The 18,765-nt window shown below is 43.2% G+C and carries 8 protein-coding genes and 1 pseudogene; 6 read left to right on the top strand and 3 right to left on the bottom strand.

All coding sequences use genetic code 11. The features are described from left to right. From QUA53_RS22065 to QUA53_RS22080, 4 genes and pseudogenes are all read left to right on the top strand, one after another. Positions 1-4,725: AAA family ATPase (locus tag QUA53_RS22065; RefSeq protein WP_333099827.1), on the top strand; the 4,725-nt coding region annotated here is incomplete at its 5' end. Between the two features lie 58 nt (positions 4,726-4,783). After that, entirely contained in the window at positions 4,784-4,933 is a 150-nt protein-coding gene (locus QUA53_RS22070; protein ID WP_445304978.1) for an ATP-binding protein, read from the top strand. A 78-nt stretch (positions 4,934-5,011) separates the two neighbouring features. Then, positions 5,012-7,525, top strand: a pseudogene (locus tag QUA53_RS22075) (ATP-binding protein); the annotation flags it as partial. 963 nt (positions 7,526-8,488) lie between these two features. Continuing rightward, positions 8,489-10,804, top strand: a complete 2,316-nt coding sequence (locus QUA53_RS22080) for an ATP-binding protein (protein WP_445305247.1) — start codon at positions 8,489-8,491, stop codon at positions 10,802-10,804. A gap of 183 nt (positions 10,805-10,987) precedes the next feature. Here QUA53_RS22080 and QUA53_RS22085 read toward each other — a convergent pair whose 3' ends face one another. Next, on the bottom strand, positions 10,988-13,210 hold the full coding sequence (locus QUA53_RS22085; RefSeq protein WP_333099825.1) for a PAS domain S-box protein: 2,223 nt from the start codon (positions 13,208-13,210) through the stop codon (positions 10,988-10,990). A 413-nt stretch (positions 13,211-13,623) separates the two neighbouring features. Next, a complete protein-coding gene (locus tag QUA53_RS22090; protein ID WP_333099824.1) occupies positions 13,624-15,102 on the bottom strand; it encodes a leucyl aminopeptidase in 1,479 nt (492 codons plus the stop codon). A gap of 337 nt (positions 15,103-15,439) precedes the next feature. On the opposite strand from QUA53_RS22090, the gene QUA53_RS22095 reads away from it, so the two are divergent. Further along, complete coding sequence (locus QUA53_RS22095; protein ID WP_333099823.1) at positions 15,440-17,641, top strand: transglycosylase SLT domain-containing protein; 2,202 nt, start codon at positions 15,440-15,442, stop codon at positions 17,639-17,641. A gap of 148 nt (positions 17,642-17,789) precedes the next feature. Here QUA53_RS22095 and QUA53_RS22100 read toward each other — a convergent pair whose 3' ends face one another. Beyond that, positions 17,790-18,287, bottom strand: coding sequence for a pentapeptide repeat-containing protein (locus QUA53_RS22100; protein ID WP_333099822.1), 498 nt, complete (start codon positions 18,285-18,287; stop codon positions 17,790-17,792). 109 nt (positions 18,288-18,396) lie between these two features. Between QUA53_RS22100 and QUA53_RS22105 the strand changes: the two genes are divergently transcribed. Beyond that, positions 18,397-18,765, top strand: coding sequence for a phage holin family protein (locus QUA53_RS22105; protein WP_333099821.1), 369 nt, complete (start codon positions 18,397-18,399; stop codon positions 18,763-18,765).

Below are 18,765 nucleotides of genomic sequence, written 5' to 3' on the forward strand. Positions count from 1 at the left end.
CCTGCAATAAACAGCCAAGAAATCCCGCAGGTGGTTTCGGATATTGTCATGAAGCTGATGGCGAAGAATGCCGAAAAACGCTATCAAAGTGCCTGGGGATTGAAACATGACTTAGAAAAGTGTTTGCAGCAGTGCCAAGAAACTGGAAAGATTGAAACTTTTGAGTTAGGAACGCGGGATATATGCGATCGCTTCCTCATCCCCGACAAAATTTATGGACGAGAAACCGAAGTAAAAACGCTCATACAAGCCTTTGAAAGAGTCAGCGAAGGTGCAACAGAAATCATGCTAGTAGCGGGTTTTTCTGGAATTGGAAAAACCGCAGTTATCAACGAAGTTCATAAACCCATTGTCCGCCAGCGCGGTTATTTTATTAAAGGAAAATATGACCAATTTCATCGCAACATTCCCTTCAGCGCCTTTGTGCAAGCATTCCGCGATTTAATGGGGCAATTGCTATCCGAATCAGATTGGCAATTAGAAACATGGAAAAGCCAGATATTAACTGCATTAGGAGACAACGGACAAGTCTTAATTGACGTAATTCCTGAGTTAGAAAATATTATCGGTAAACAGCCAGCAGCCATTGAATTATCGGGAACAGCCGCCCAAAATCGCTTTAATCTCCTGTTTCAAAAATTTGTGCAAGTCTTTACCAGTAAAGAACATCCATTAGTCATGTTTTTAGATGACTTGCAATGGGCCGATTCCGCATCACTGAACTTGCTGAAATTATTGATGCAAGATGCTGGGTATCTATTAATACTAGGTGCGTATCGAGATAATGAAATCTCCCCCGTACATCCATTCATTTTAACAGTGGATGAAATTGTAAAAACTGGGGCAACGGTGAATACAATTACTTTACCACCCTTAAGGCAACCTGATATGAATCAGTTGGTGGCAGATACACTGAATTGTGAATCATCTCTAGCCCAGTCTTTAACAAAATTGGTCTATCAAAAAACTCAAGGTAATCCTTTTTTTGCGACCCAGTTTCTCAAAGCATTACATGATGACAAGTTAATTAGCTTTGATTTCGAGATTCAATATTGGCAATGCGATATTGCCCAAGTGAAGGCCTTAGCCATTACTGATGATGTCGTTGAATTCATGGCATTGCAATTACAGAAATTGCCCAGAGAAACTCAGGATAGTCTCAAACTAGCGGCTTGTATAGGGGCGCAGTTTGATTTGAATACCTTAGCAATTGTCAGTGAGAAATCACCAGACAGTAGCGCCACAGCTTTATGGAAAGCCTTGCAGGAAGGTTTGGTAATTCCTACTACCGAAATTTATAAGTTCTTTACCCAATCTGATAGCGAGGAAGTTTTTAATGATTCCGCTAATCCGACTTATCGATTTTTACACGATCGCGTCCAACAAGCGGCTTATTCATTGATTCCTGACGAGCAAAAACAGCAGACCCATTACCATATTGGGCAATTACTCCAACAAAACTTATCAGAGATAGAAAAAGAGGAAAAGCTGTTTGATATTGTCGGGCATTTAAATTTAGGAATTGAGTTCATGACTCAAGCAGAGGAACGGGAAGCCTTAGCCAGATTAAACTTAGCAGCAGGACAGAAAGCCAGAAATTCTACAGCCTATGCAGGCGCCAGAAGTTTTGTGAAAACAGGGCTGGAGTTACTCACTGAAAACTGTTGGCAAACTCAGTATGAATTAACCCTGAATCTTTATGTGGCTGCGGCTGAAACGGCTTACTTAAATGCCGATTTTAATGGCATGGAAGAAATGGCAGCCCAGGTTTTGCGATCGGCGAAAACAATACTAGATAAAGTCAAGATATTTGAGATTCAAATCAACGCACTGACAACTCAGAGTCAGATGTTAGAAGCGATCGCTATCGGCACCAATGCCCTAGCACAATTGGGGATTGAACTCCCCTATGAAACTGACGAAGCATTGACACGCATTGCATTACAAAACCTCGCCAACCAACTGGAGGGCAAACAGATCGAGGAACTGGTTAACCTTCCCGTGATGAGCGATCCTCGGACAATCGCGGCGATGCAATTGTTAGGCATCTTGTTTCCGGCTATTTTTATGGGAAATCCTGCCTTGCAGCCTCTCCTTTGTGCCACAATGGTCAGTATATCACTTCAATTTGGCAATGCACCAGCATCAACAATCGGGTATGTGGGTTATGGCATTGTGCTGTCTGGTTTTTTCGGAGAAGTAGAAAAAGGTTATCGCTTTGGGCGAGTAGCACTGAGCTTACTCAATCAGTTGAATTGGCCAGAATTTAAATGTATCACTTTACTTTGGTTTGGCTGTTTTATTCAGCATCGTCAAGAACCACTGAGGGCAACAATTCCAACTGCGAAAGAAGGGTATTTAGTCGGAATGGAAACAGGTGATTTTCTCAATGCTGGCTACTGCGTCAGTAGTTATTTATATAATAATTTTTTTTCAGGGGTAGAGATTGATGATTGGCACGCAGAAATAGAAAATTACTGTGTTGTCTTAACGACTGTGAAGCAATATTCTCCTATGTTTTACGTGAAGATGACACAACAGACGGTACAGAACTTGAGGGAAATTGTCAATCAACCGGATTTGTTAATCGGTCAGGCTTATGATGAAACCGTGATGTTTCCTCAGCATAATCAGAATAGAGAGCTTACTGCACTCGCTCTTGCCTATAACTACAAACTAATGCTTGCCTATCTCTTTGGCAACTACACCAACGCCCTAGACTACATTGCTCAAGCAAGCCTCTATTTGAGGGTGGCGGCAGCAATGATTCATACTCCGGTTTTCCATTTCTATGCCGGGTTAACCTGCTTGGCAGTCGGCTCTACGCAGTCAGAAATTGAGCAAGCGAACAGTCTCGCTTTGGCAGAAACCCATCAAACCACTTTGGCTCAATGGGCACACCAGGCGCCGATGAATCACAAACATAAAATTGACTTGGTAGAAGCAGAAAAATGCCGGGTTTTAGGCAAGAATTATGAAGCTGGAGATTGGTACGATCGCGCAATTGCCGGATCCAAGAAAAACGAATATATCCAAGAAGAAGCTTTAGGCAACGAACTCGCTGCAAAATTCTACTTAGATTGGGGGAAAGAAAAAGTTGCACAATCTTACATGATTGAGGCGTATTACTGTTATTCCCGTTGGGGTGCAAAGGCTAAAGTCGCTTATTTAGAACAACACTATCCACAACTACTGAAAGCTATTCTCCAACCTGCTAACTTTGTAATCACATCTGGGACAACAATCAACCCTACCTGGATGGGAAGCCTAGCTAGCGTCAGTAGTAGCGAGAATGTATGGTTAGATTTTCCAGCAGTAATGATGGCGGCACAAGCTATTTCCCAAGAAATTGAATTAGAGAAACTGTTAGCCACTTTGATGCAGATTACGCTGGCGAATGGGGGAGCACAAATCGGTTGTTTAGTGCTTCGCCAAGACCGACAATGGTTAGTCGTCGCTCAAACCGCACAAAAGCAGACAAAAATATTAGAAATTCCTCTGGAACAATATCAGGAAATTCCTCATAGTTTAATTTATGCGGTGGCACGAACTCAAGCGACGGCTGTTTTTGATAACTTAAGTATAGCAGACCAATTTGCAGGCGATCGCTATATTATTGCTCATCAACCTAAATCAGTTTTATGTACTCCAATTATTCGCCAAGGAAAACTCGTCGGTATTGTTTACTTAGAAAATAACTTAACACTAGGAGCATTTACTAATGAGCGAGTAGAAATTCTCCAGATACTCGCAGCTCAAGCGGCGATCTCTATTGAGAATGCTCGTTTATATAAACAAATAGAAAAATATTCCCAAAGCTTAGAAGCAGAAGTAGCGCAAAAAACGGAAGATTTAAGCCAAAAAGCTTTTGATTTAGAGCAAGCATTTAAAAACTTACAACAAACCCAAGCACAATTAATTCAGAGCGAAAAAATGTCATCTCTCGGTCAACTGGTAGCTGGGATTGCTCACGAAATCAACAATCCAGTAACATTTATTCGTAGTAATGTTGCACATATAGAGGATTATGTCAAAGATTTGCTTATTTTACTTGATATTTATCAACAAGAGTATCCTGAAGCCCGTGGAGTAATTCAAGCAAAAATAGAAGAAATGGATTTAGAATTTATCTGGAAAGATTTAATTAAAATTCTAGAATCTATGAAATCAGGGAGCGATCGCATTAGCCAAATTATCCTGAGTTTGCGTAACTTTTCCCGTTTAGATGAAGCAGAGATGAAAGCAGTAGATTTACATACCGGAATAGAAAGCACTTTGCTAATTTTACAAACTCGCTTAAGACTAAGCGATGGCAAATCAGAAATACAAGTTATTAAAAGTTATGGAAATCTGCCCAATGTCATTTGTTATGCTAGTGAGATAAATCAAGTATTTCTGAGTATTATCAGTAACGCTATTGATGCTCTTCAATCAATTAATAAAACAGAAAAAAATCCTGTAATCATGATTCATACTGAAGTCATAGAAAAAGACAGGGTTAGAATTAAAATCTCTGATAATGGTGCTGGTATCCCGGCGAGTATTCAATCCAGAATATTCGATCCCTTTTTTACAACTAAACCAGTGGGTAGCGGTACAGGTTTAGGTTTATCTGTTAGCTATGGTATTGTCAAAAAACATGGCGGTAAATTAACCTGTAATTCTAGAGTTGGAGATGGTACAGAGTTAGCGATCGAGATTCCTATCAGCTATATTAGAGCCTAAAGAAGCTTCTTACTGCTACCCCCGTTGGGATGTCAAACAAAAAATATTCGATCATTTATTGACCACGAAAGCAGTGGGCAAAGGCACGGGATGGGGTTTGGCGATCGCACGGCAGATTGTAGTTGAGAAACATAGCGGCTCTATTCACATCAACTCTCGACAGGGAGCCGGAACAGAATTTATCATCACCTTACCCACTAATGCCTAACAAAAAAGTTAATTTTTTTCTCTTCTTCAGACCCATTTAACCGCTCGTTAACCCACCAATTACCAAATAACAACAACCATGAATAACTCTCACCAAAACCGCAACCAAAACATAAGCATTCAAATTCCCAACTATCAAATTCTCCAAACAGTTTATTCAGGAAGTCGCACCTTAGTTTATCGGGCCATCCGTACCAGTGACCGATTACCTGTCGTCATCAAACTGCTGAAAAACGAGTATCCCACCTTTAGCGAGCTGGTGCAATTTCGCAATCAATATACCATAGCTAAAAACCTTTGTCAAGCGGGAATCATCCAAACGTATAGTCTCGAACCCTCTCGAAATGGCTATGCATTAGTCATGGAAGACTTTGGGGGAATTTCGCTTCAGGAATGGGCGATTAAAGGGAAAAACGCACTATCTTTGAGAGAGTTTTTGGAAATCGCGATCGCACTATGCAATACCTTAGATATTCTCTACCGAGAGCGCATTATTCACAAAGACATCAAACCCAGCAATATCTTAATTAATCCCGAAACCAAACAGGTCAAATTAATTGACTTTAGTATTGCGTCTTTACTTCCAAGAGAAACACAAACTTTGATAAATCCCAATGTATTAGAAGGGACACTTGCTTATATTTCCCCAGAACAAACTGGTCGAATGAATCGGGGGATTGACTATCGAAGTGACTTTTATTCTTTGGGTGTGACTTTCTACGAATTACTCACAGGGAAATTACCATTTGAATCAAATGACCCAATGGAGTTGGTACATTGTCATATTGCCAAAGCAGCACCATTAGTACATGAAAATAACCCACAACTCCCCTCGGTAGTCTCAGAGATTGTCAGTAAATTGATGGCAAAAAACGCCGAAGATAGATATCAAAGTGCATTAGGACTGAAATATGATTTAAAAAAATGTTTACATCAACTACAAAAAACTGAGAAAATTCAGAGCTTTAAAATTGCACAACGGGATAGGAGCGATCGCTTCATCATCCCCGACAAACTCTACGGACGAGAAACTGAAGCAGAAACTTTACTGCAAGCATTTGAGCGAGTCAGTCTTGGTGCAACAGAAATGATGCTGGTAGCAGGTTTTTCTGGTATTGGTAAAACCGCCGTTGTCAATGAAGTTCATAAACCAATTGTTCGGCAACGCGGTTATTTTATCAAAGGAAAATTCGACCAATTTCAACGCAATATCCCCTTCTCAGCTTTTGTCCAAGCATTTCGGGATTTAATGGGGCAATTGTTAACCGAAAGTGATGTCCAACTAGAGCAATGGAAAAATCAAATATTAGAAACTGTCGGAAACAACGGTCAGGTAATTATTGAAGTCATTCCCGAATTAGAAAAAATCATTGGTGAACAACCACCAGCAGTAGAATTATCAGGAACAGCAGCCCAAAATCGCTTTAATTTATTGTTTCAAAAATTCACCCAAGTCTTTACTAGCGCCGAACATCCATTAGTGATGTTTTTAGATGATTTACAATGGGCTGATTCAGCATCATTAAAGTTGATGCAGCTATTAATGGTTGATACAGATCATCTTTTCATCATTGGTGCCTATCGGGATAACGAAGTCAATCCCGCCCATCCATTAATGCTGACTTTGAGCGAAATTCAAAAAAACCCAGCAGCCATTAATACTATTACTTTAACACCCCTGAGTCAATCCCAAATCAATCAATTAGTCGCTGATACCCTAAAAATTACAGAAAATTTGGCATTACCCCTTTCACAACTAGTCTCTCAAAAAACTAAAGGCAACCCATTTTTTGCCACCCAATTTCTCAAAGCCCTACACGAAGAAAATCTCATTCAATTTAACTTGGAGTTAGGCTGTTGGCAATGCGATCTGTCCAAAATTAATCAACAAGCTTTGACCGATGATGTTGTAGAATTTATGGCGTTGCAGTTAGAGAAGTTACCCTTAGTAACCCAGAATATTCTGAAGTTAGCCGCTTGTATTGGCAATCAGTTCGATCTAGCAACATTAGCAATTGTTTCAGAACACTCAGATGTAGAAACCGCAGCCAATTTATGGAAATCATTACAAGAAGGTTTGATTTTACCGATCGGTGATGTTTATAAATTTTCTCTAGGGGAAGAAAGTCAAGCTGTTACGTCAGAAAAGTCTCAAAATGTTACCTACAAATTTTTACACGATCGCGTTCAACAAGCAGCCTATTCCCTAATTCCACACGACCAAAAACAGGGGACTCATTACCAAATCGGACAACTGCTGCTGCAACAGATTTCGGCACAAGCAAGAGAAGACCGTATTTTTGAAATTGTCAATCAATTAAATCACGGAACTGGTTTAATTACCAAACCAACAGAACGAGAAGAATTAGCCCAACTCAATTTAATTGCCTGTCGCAAAGCCAAAACTTCAACCGCCTATCAAGCCGCCCATGAATATGCCACAGCAGGATTGTCTCTGTTGGCATAAAATACTTGGCAGCAGCAGTATGAAATGACCCTAGCCTTGTATGAACTAGCAGCGGAAGTGGCAATGCTAAACGGTAATTTTGAGGCGATGGAACAGTTCATTGATATTGTCATTCAACAGGCACGCTCCTTACCTGAAAAAGTCAACGTTTACTGCTTTAGAATTCAATCTCATATTTCCCAAAGTAAATTAACCTCAGCGATCGCGATCGCCCAACCAGTTTTACAACAGCTTGGCGTCACCTTTCCTGAAACACCAACACGATCAGATCTTCAACAGGAAATCCAAGAGATTGAGGAACTTATTGGAAATAGGGAAATTGCCGATTTGGTTAACTTGCCTGAGATGAGGGATGTGGAAAAACTCGGTACTATTAAGATTGCCAATATCATCAGCCCAGCAGCTTACCTCACGGGCTCTGCGCTGTTCCCATTGCTGAGTACTTTGTCGGTTAAACTTTCCATTCAGTACGGTAACACATCGATTTCTGCTTACGGCTATGTGAACTATGGCAATATTCTCTGCAATTTCTTCCAAGTCGTGGATACAGGAACACAGTTTGGTTTCTTGGCACTCCAGATTATTTCAAAACTCGATGCCAAAGCAAGTAAAACAGATGTTTTGATGCTCTTGGGGTTATTTGTTGTACACCGAAACTCTCACATTCAAGAAACACTACCCCTGTTGCAAGAAGGTTACACCACTGCCATAGAATTTGGGAACTTGGTACTTGCTGGGTATAATGGCCACAGTTTTTGCCTCAATTCTTTTTGGTGTGGTCAATCCCTGGCTACGTTAGAGCAGGAAATTTGCGCTTACTGCCATAGTTTGATGCAATTAAATCAATTGACAACCGCAAATTATTGCCGGATCTATTGGCAGCCTGTTTTAAATTTGCTAGGTCTTGCAGAACATACCACCCTTTTGTCTGGGAAAGCCCTTGAAGAAACAGAATTTCTCCAGCAGCTACAATCTGCCAAGGATGGATATGGATTGTATATTTTCCATTTGTATAAACTGATGCTTTGTTTCTTGTTTGGAGAAATTGAGCCAGCGAAAAATCATGCTATTGAAGTCAGGCGCTATTTTATGGCTGGTGCGGGATTAGTCAGCGAACCAGTATTTTATCTTTATGAATCTCTGCTAACTCTGGCACAATTGAATCCAGAGTTAGATGAAACATCAGAAGCATTGCAGGGTGTCATAGAAAACCAAACCAAGTTACAGCAATGGGCGTATCATGCACCCATGAATTATCAACATAAGGTTGATTTGGTAGCGGCAGAAAAATGTCGAGTGTTAGGACAAAAAGCCGAAGCAATTGAGTTTTACGAGAAGGCGATTTCTCTTACCAAAGCCAACGAATATACCCAAGAAGAAGCACTTGCTAACGAACTGGCTGCTAAATTCTACCTACATTGGGGCAAAGAGCGCATAGCCGGGGAATACATGATTGCAGCCTACTATGCCTATGCTCGTTGGGGTGCAAAAGCCAAAGTTGCTGACCTAGAAGCTCGCTATCCGCAACTGCTTGCACCTATATTAGAGCAAATCCGTTCTCCTCTCTCCACTCACGAAACTATCTTCACTTTAGGGAGTGTTACCTCCACCAGTTCTGCCACATCCAGTAGTAGTGTTTCTGTGGCTTTAGATTTAGCTGCTATTCTCAAAGCTTCCCAAGCAATATCCGGTGAAATCGAACTCGAAAAGCTACTTTCATCGTTGCTTTCAATCGTCATTGAAAATGCGGGGGCTGATAAATGCGTGTTCATGCTATTGCGAGACGATCGCCTGTTAATTAAAGGGTCAATTACCGAGGGTTCCAAGCCAGTTGTCTTGCAGCGTCTTCCCATTGAAGAGAGTCAAGAAATTCCCCTGAAGCTGATTTACAAAGTCAAGCACAACAGGCAGACTGTTGTGCTGCTGGATGCGACGACCGAGCGGACTTTAATAAATGACCCATATATCATGCGTCAGCAGCCGAAGAGTATCTTGTGTAGTCCGATTTTGCATCAAGGGAAGCTGATGGGCATTTTATATCTAGAAAACAATTTAGTTACGGGAGCATTTACAAGCGATCGCGTTGAACTACTTAACTTACTCTGCGCTCAAGCGGCGATTTCCTTAGAAAATGCTCGACTTTACGAGCGATCTCAGAACTATGCTCAACAGCTAGAACAGTCTCTGGAAGAGTTAAAGAATAGTGAAGCCCGCTTTCAGAAACTTGCCAATAACGTACCTGGCTTGATTTATCAGATTCGGATTCAAGCCGATGGTTCTGCTTCAGTGCCCTACGTCAGTTCTGGATGTCAAACACTCTATGAAGTGGCGGCAGAGGATGTGATGGTAGGAAAATACAGCCTACGCGATTTTGAACATCCCGACGATCGAGCAGAAGCGTTTCGGGCAGTTATCGAGTCGGCTCAAACGCTCACCCCATTTCAACATGAGTGGCGGATTATTACTCCCAGTGGGAAAGTGAAATGGGTGAAAGCCGCTGCTCAGCCAGAACGTAGAGAAGACGGAGAAACCGTTTGGGATGGAATGCTGATTGATATTACCGATCGCAAGCAAGCAGAAGCAGCTGTAATTCAAAAATCACAGGAACTCCAACAGACTCTGGTAGATTTGCAGAACACCCAACTGCAAATGGTGCAAAGCGAAAAAATGGCATCACTCGGAAATCTGGTAGCAGGTGTTGCTCATGAAATCAATAACCCCGTCGGCTTTATTTGCGGCAATTTGAATGAAACCCAGCAAACGGTGCAAGACTTAGTGGAGCATCTCAATCTCTATCGCGATCGCGCTCCAGAAACAGAGGTTGCAGACCATGCCGAAGATATCGATTTAGACTATATCATCGAAGACTTGCCTAAAATGATTGACTCCATGAAAGTGGGATGCGATCGCATTAAAAGTATCAGCACTTCGCTCCGCACCTTTTCTAGAGCTGACAAAGACTATAAAGCGCCCTTCAACATCCACGAGGGCATAGATAGTACGCTCTTAATTCTCAAATATCGATTGAAAGCGAACGATGAGCGACCCGCCATTGAAGTAGTGAAAGACTACGGCAATATTCCGACGATCGAATGCTTCCCCGGACAGCTTAACCAGGTGTTTATGAACATTCTAGCCAATGCGATTGATGCGTTAGATGAATCAAATACTGGTCGAAGTTTTGCGGAAATTCAGGCGAATCCCAACCGCATTACAATTACAACCTCACTAGAAGATAACCAGGCTAAAATTACCATTACTGATAATGGAAAGGGTATGAGTGAATCAGTCAAAGAGAAAATATTCGATCATTTGTTTACGACGAAAGCGGTAGGGAAAGGAACGGGATTAGGATTGGCGATCGCACGGTTGATTGTAGTTGAGCAACACTTTGGTATGATCTAAGTCAACTCAACTTTAGGTCGCGGTACAGAATTTATAATTTCACTGCCATGTTGAACATTAGCTGGGTAATTTATAGCCAATTTTGGGATTTTTTTTGAAACTTGAAAGTTTTTTACACCCCAATTTACAATTTCTAGTGAGCGATAACTTCTGCCAAAGTCTTGATACTTCCGTCGGACTAATTCATAAAGGAATCTCGATCGCAAATTCCGTACCTTCTCCTACGGTGGAACGGCAGCTCAAGGCTCCGGCGTGTTTTTCCGCGACAATTCGGTAACTGATGGCTAACCCTAAACCAGTGCCTTTTCCCATCGGTTTTGTCGTGAAAAACGGGTCAAATAATCGACTCCGCACGTCTTCTGTCATGCCGATCGCATTATCGGCAATGCGGATGCAAATACTATTTTCGTTCAGGGCTTCTGTGCGAATCCTAATAGTTGGTTTCCAATCGTCGCCGCCGGCAGCCGATCGCCTTTTTTGGTTGCAAGCATCTTCCAAGGCGTCAATACTGTTGCTAAGCAGATTCATAAATACCTGATTGAGCTGACCAGCATAACATTCTATTAAAGGGAGTTGACCGTAATCTTTGATGATTTTTATTTCTGGATAGTCGCCTCTGGCTCGGAGTTTGTTGTGCAATATTAAGAGGGTATTATCTATGCCTTCGTGAAGGTTGGTAGGCTTTTTTACGGAGTCGTCTAAACGCGAGAAATTTCGCAAGCTCAGAACTATTTCGCGAATGCGATCGGCTCCCATTTTCATCGAAGATAATATTTTTACTAAATCTTCTCTCAAAAATTCTAAATCGATATTGTCAATAAATTCTTGAACTTCTACCACGGGCTGAGGATAGTGTTTTTGGTAAAGTTCCACAAGCTGCAACAAGTCTCGGATATATTGGCTGGCGTAGGAAATGTTGCCGTAGATAAAACTGACAGGGTTATTAATTTCGTGAGCTACTCCAGCTACCATTTGACCGAGACTTGACATTTTTTCGGTATGAATTAGGTGAGCTTGAGTTTCTCGAAGTTCTTTGAGAGCGATTTCTAGCTGCTGGGCTCTGTTGTTGGCGATCGCCTCGGAGAGCCGCAAAGCATCCTCCGCTGCTTTGCGCTCAGTCATGTCAAAAATGGCACCGTTGAGGGATAAAACTTCACCGTCTGCGTTGAAAAGGGCTTGACCTTTCTCTGCAACCCACCGCACATTTCCGTCGCAGTGCATCAGGCGATATTCGATGATGTAAGGTTGTTTTGTCTTAATAGCCCGATCGATAATTGTCTCGATCTGCTCAGCGTCATCGGGATGAACTATACTCGGAAAAGCCTGCACCGGTTTTTGCATAAAGTTAGCTGCAGGATAGCCGGAAATAGCTTCTATGCCACTGCTGATAAAAGTTAGGCTCGATCGCCCAGCAGCACTGCATCGGTAAACCGCACCGGGAATGCTAGAAACTAATGACCTAAATTCTTCTTCCCTTTCTCGCAAAGCTGCCTCAATCCGCTTGCGTTCGCTAATATCGCGAGCAAACGCGCACTGATATTCTTTGCCGTTAAATTCCAAATGGTCGATCGTAATTTCTACCGGAAAAATGCGACCGTACTTAGTGAGGTGGTGAACTTCAATATTAACTGAACCGCAGCGTTTTAAGACTTTCCAGTGCAAGCTCCAAGCACTTTGGGGAAAATCTGGATTGATGTCGTGCACTGTCATCGAGAGCAATTCTGCTGCAGAATATCCCAATGAAGTGCAAGCAGCGTCGTTGACGTACAAAAATTTACCGTCGGGTCCGATCCAGAATATCGCATCTGCCGATCGGTCGATCGCAAACTGAGTCAGTTGCAACTTTTCTTCAACTCGCTGGCGATCTGCAATTTCTTTTTCTAACTGTTCATTAAGCGAATTGAGAGCTAAAGCGCGATCGACAATAGTATCTGAAGCGTAAAAATCGATCAATTCTTTCGCCAATTCTCCTTTCTCTATATCATGCTGGTGCGGATTTTCTTCTACCTGTTTTAACGACTGTTGTTGAAATTTTTCTCTTTGATTAAAACCAGACTCGGCAAGTGCTTTCGGCATCAGGGCGAAGGCGACTGCGGCTAAAAGCCAAGAAATCAAAGCACTTGTAGCTTTAAGAGTTACCGACAGCCAATATATGGAATGCCAAAGCGTCCAAACTTCCGTCAATTTAGCCGCACCCCAGGCAAAAAAAACAACGGCAAACACCCGGAAAATCCTGCGGTGAGAACCTTGGCGGGTAAAATAAACTAAAGATAGGGCGATCGAACAATAAGCCAGTGCAGTCAGCGAGTCAAAAACAGCGTACAATCGCAACTCCGGCACCAGCTTGCAGGCGAGTGTAGAAGATACAGAAATTGTTGAAAAAAAATTTGTTAATTGTTCTTGCATAAAGTTCAAGAAAAAAATTATCTGTACCAATGCAAATCCGATCAAATCTAATTATTTGATTTCGGCTAGTGAAATATTTACATAATTATATACTTTTTTCATTTTTTATGAAACAGCTATTTTTTCAGGAAATGTCAAAACTGTCGAGGTTGGGCCCCGGAAAGGAAGCTTTATCGCAAGTATGAGCAATGGTGAGCGTCACGGCTAGCAACGCTTAGGTTGCTCCCTGTAACGGAATAAATAGGTTCGCCTAGCTCTTGATTCAGAAACATTTAAATTGTTAATGATCGGTATTAAATTTTCTTTTAGATTACTTAAGCAGTGAGCTAGGGGTTAAAAACCCCTGGCTCACAGATGGACTAACAGACTTTTAAGGCAGAGAAAATCTCAATTTTTGGGGTGGAAATCCACAATTAAGCGCCGCCCAGGGCCCACTGCACCAAAGTCCGAACTCCAAAACCGGTAGCCCCAGGGCCATTGTAACCATTTTCTTTGTCAGTCCAAACCGGGCCGGCAATATCTAAATGCGCCCATGCAGTATCCTTTACAAACTGCTTCAAAAATAGCGCCGCCGTAATCGAACCGCCGGGACGAGGGCCAGTATTTTTCATGTCGGCGTGCAATGCTTTCAAGCCCTCAAAATACTTCTCTTCCATCGGCATTCGCCAAAATTTTTCGCCTGCCAACTCTGAGGCGGCGACTATTTCGGCAGCGACGCTATCTTGAGGACTCCACAAACCCGCGATATCGTCGCCTAAAGCAATTACGCAGGCTCCGGTCAGAGTTGCTAAATCGACAATCGCGTCAACTCCCAATTTATCAGCAAATACCAAAGCATCAGCCAGTGTTAAACGACCTTCAGCGTCCGTATTGTTGACTTCAATTGTTTTGCCGTTGGAAGCTGTAAGGATGTCTCCAGGGCGCATGGCGCGGCCGCTGATCATGTTTTCAGTGACGGCACTGATAAAGTGAACTTCTACATCTGGTTTGATGTGTCCGATCGCCTTTGCCGCACCCAAAGTAGCCGCAGCGCCGCCCATATCTATTTTCATCATTTCAATGCCGCTGCCCGCACCTTTGATGTTCAAACCACCAGAATCAAAGGTCAATCCTTTGCCGACTATTGCTATTTTGCGGCGCGGTGTGCCTTCTGGTTTGTAAGTTAAATGGATGAATTTAGGCGGTAAATCAGATGCTAGGGCAACGCCGAGAAAGGCTCCCATGCCGAGTTTTTCGCAGTCTTCCCGCTCCAATATTTCTAATTCTAAACCGCATTCGGCAGCTAGACTTTGAGCAGTTTCTGCCATTGTAATCGGAGTGACAAAATTTGCCGGCGCTGCGACTAATTCCCGTGCTAAAATGACTCCGGCAGTGATTTGGCGGGATCGGGCGATCGCACTTTCGGTACCGGCAAAACCGAGCAAATGAATTTGTTCGAGTTGCGGGCTTTTGTCTTCCTGTTCCGATTTGAAACGGTTGTCTTGATTCAAGGAGAGTTCTACACCTTCGGCGATCGCGCTTGCTGTAACATCCGGCGCGTTTTTCCACACCGGAAAGCTAATTCCGAGGGTTTTGCATTTCTCTTTTTTGGCTAACTTGGCGCAAACGCCTGCTGCTTGCCGCACGGTGTCTAATTTTAAATCCTCTGTTTTGCCCAAACCGACGATCGCAATTTTGCGAATGGGATTATTGCCGCCGACGCGGGTGATGGCGCTGGTGCCCACTTTGCCCTTAAAATCTACTTCCAGTAGCAGCTCTTTCAAAGTGCCTGCAAGCTTTTCATCTAATTGTGCCAGATCGCCCGTGAGTTCCAGGGCATCCTCAAATAGACCAATTGCCAAGGCGTCTCCGGTCCAAACAGAGCGGGGCGTATCGGTGACTAGAAATTCCATGTTTTGATTTACACTTTAGATTTTAGATTTTTGATTGTACTTTGTAGTGGGTGGTTTGTGGTTTTTCCTTTGTGCGCGTAAATAGATCGGTCGCACAAATTTTCCGCTCCACATCAAAATAAATTCTGCTACTATATCAGCCAAGTCCGCCTGCGATCGGATCTTCCACCAATCTCAATCATCTGTGTGGGGGTCGGCTGTCCGTTTTTGCCCCACTCTTAACATTTATTTCTCGTTAAACAGGTCTCCTGCCTGTGATGGCGTGGAACACCCATCCTGCCTCTGATGGCTTTTGACAAACGATCGGTTATCTATTGTTATTTTCTTAAATTTTCCCATGCTAAAACGACGCCGGGCCCGATTTTCTGTTTTAATCAGCGTTTCAGTTTGCGTTATTGCGATCGGCTCTTTGGTTGCTGCGATGAAATGGATGGGTTTTGGCTCGGTCCAGAAGGCTCAGCAGCCCCTGAATGCAGCGAATTCCGAATCGGAAGTCAAGATGCTGGTGTCGCTGTCACCGAGCGAGCGATCGGCAAAATTAGTTGAACTCGCAGCCAGTCAGTCTGAAAGTACGAACCCGCAGCAGGAAATCTCCCCTCAAAGCCGCGCCCGCTACCTGCTTGCCAGCGATTTAATCCAGCAAGGAAATGCGGCCAAAGCATTAAAATTATTGGACAAATTAGAGCAAGAATATCCGGTTTTAGCTGCTCACATTGCCCTAAAAAGAGCGCAAGCTTACCAATTGAGCGGCGACAAAGGCAAAGCCCAAAAAGCTTGGCAGGAACTGCTCAAAAACTATCCGAACGACCCCGTAGCAGCAGAAGCTTTATATGTTTTAGGCAAGTCAAAACCGGAATATTGGCAACAGGCAATTACTGAATTTCCTGGTCATCCCCGCAGCGTAGAAATTGCCCTCCGCAAGTTAAAAGAAAATCCCAATCAGCCGCAGTTGATGCTGCTCGTAGCAAAACACGGTCATTATGTCAAAGACTACGGGACAATTTTGGAACAACTGGTGCAGCGAAACAGCGCCGCTTTGAAACCGGAAGATTGGGAAGAAATTGCCTTTGGCTATTGGGAAAAACAAGATTACGGCAAAGGAGCTATTGCTTACGGGAAAGCTCCCCGCAACGCCAAAAATCTTTACCGCAAAGCTCGCGGTTTGTGGCTCGACGGAAAAATCCCGGAATCAAGAATTGCCTATCAAGAATTAGTGCGCGAGTTTCCCGATGCCGAAGATACTGGTTTGGGTTTAATTCGGCTATCGCGGCTGAGCGAAGCGAAAGAAGCCATCGTTTTGCTCGATCGAGTTATTAGCAAATTCCCCAATTATGCCCCCGAAGCTTTGTTAGATAAATCCCAACTTCTCGACAAAGCACGCAGCGGTCAATCCGCCTCAGATACCCGGAAGCTGCTCTTGACAAAATACAATAATTCTGATAAAGCTGGCGAATTGCGGTGGACGATCGCCCAGCAGTTTGCCAAAGGCGGAGATTTAAAATCAGCTTGGCAGTGGGCGAGAGAATTAACCACCCACAATCCCGACAGCGAACAAGCTCCAGAAGCAGCATTTTGGGTGGGGAAATGGGCACAGCAACTCGGCCGCGAACAAGACGCCAAGACTGCATTTGACTACACGATCTTACGCTATCCAGAATCATATTTTGCGTGGCGATCGGCTGTACTTCTCGGCTGGCCCGTAGGCGACTTTACCACAGTCCGAGATTTGTCTCCCAATGTAGTGCGGCCCCCTCAGCGCCCCGAACCAACCGCCGGTTCTCCTGCCTTGAAAGAGCTCTATCAATTAGGTCAAGATAGAGATGCTTGGACGCTGTGGCAAGTAGAATTTATCGACCGCGTAGAACCAAGTATTGCCGAACAGTTTACCGACGGTTTAATGCGAGTTGCAGTCGGAGACAATTTAGACGGTTTGTGGATGGTTAGTAGTTTGCGGCAGCGCGATAAACCAGATGATAGAACCCAATACCTCGATCTCAGACAGCAACCGATTTATTGGCAAGCACTTTATCCTTTTCCTTACTTAGAAAGCATTGTCAAATGGTCGCAAGAACGCAAAATAAATCCAGTATTAGTAACCGCATTAATCCGTCAAGAATCGCGGTTTATGCCCTCCATCAAATCATCAGTTGGCGCCACCGGTTTAATGCAAGTAATGCCTGAAACAGCAGCTTGGGTTGCCGCTCAAATCAGCCTCAAAAAGTATTCATTGGAGAATGTGGACGACAACGTTAAACTCGGTACGTGGTATTTGGATCACACTCACGACGAGTACAAGAATAACTCGATGTTAGCTGTGGCGAGTTATAATGCCGGTCCGAATGCAGTATCAGATTGGTTGAAGAGGTTTAATTTTAGTGACCCGGATGCTTTTGCGGAAAAAATTCCCTTTCCTGAAACGAAAGGATACGTAAAATCGGTGTTTGAAAATTACTGGAATTATCTGCGGATTTACAATCCAGAAGTTAATCAGTTAATGAGTGAGCATTATGCGACTGCTCAGAAAAAAGCAAAGCCTTAGTAATTATGGTTGAGGCTAAGCTTTCAGGAACGGACTCTCCGGCCCGTTCCACAAACAAATTTATTTTGTGTATTGATTTTTTCGGGTGGGCTTCTAGCCCGCCCATACCAAAATTCCAGAAAGTGAAATTATGGAATGATAAAATAAATCAGCGGCATCCCAAGGAATCGCGAGTAGAAATCCCTGTTTTAGAATTAATACCGCTGGCTTTTGTGCACAATTCTTTAACTTGTGAGCCGTCCATAATTGCGTCGGTAAAGTCAGCGCCGGTAATATCAACTCCGTCAAAAGTAGAACGCAGCAAAATTGTTTCCGCTAAAATTGCATCACTTAAATCGGCATTAGTAAATTTAACTTGATCTATCATTGCATTAGTTAAATTGGCGCCATGCAAATTCGCTTGAGTCATCACCGAAGCGCTCATAATTGCTCCCCGCAAATCGGCATTAGAAAAATTAGTCAAGTCCATATTAGCGTTAGAAAACTCAGCGGCCCGCAGCATTTGACCCGAAAAATCGCGTCTTGTCAGTTCGGCATTGCTAAAGGACAACGGCGGAGCGTAATATTTAGATTGAGCCAGCGCTGGCCGCGGCAGGATGAAGATAGTTAGCGCCAAAAGGAATGCTGCTAGTTGCCGAAGTTTCATAAGTCTGATATTCTCGCAAGGTGGGTATTTCGTAGTGTATCCCGAACTTGGGTCGATCGACTAACCAGGTACAATCTTAATTAATAGTGATGGAGATGGAAAAAAAGATATGCTAAGTTTTTTCTTAACTTGGATAGTAGCAGCAGTTTCGCTGATCGTTACCGCTAACATTGTACCAGGTATTTCGGTGGTTAGCTTTCCGGCGGCGATGGTGGCTGCTGTTGTTATCGGATTGGTGAACGCGGTTGTCAGACCGATTCTTACATTGCTGACGCTGCCTTTGACCATTATTACTTTAGGTTTGTTTTTATTCGTTGTGAATGCAATTTCGCTTTCCCTGGCTTCGTTGTTGGCGGGTGCGTTCAATATCGGCTTTGCGGTTAACGGTTTTTGGCCGGCTTTGTTTGGTTCGATTGTTTTGTCATTCGTGTCTGGGTTGATTGGTCGATTTGTGAATGCCAATACTTTGTCTCAGTAA

Source organism: Microcoleus sp. Pol12B3 (assembly GCF_036701355.1).
Taxonomy (GTDB): domain Bacteria; phylum Cyanobacteriota; class Cyanobacteriia; order Cyanobacteriales; family Microcoleaceae; genus Microcoleus.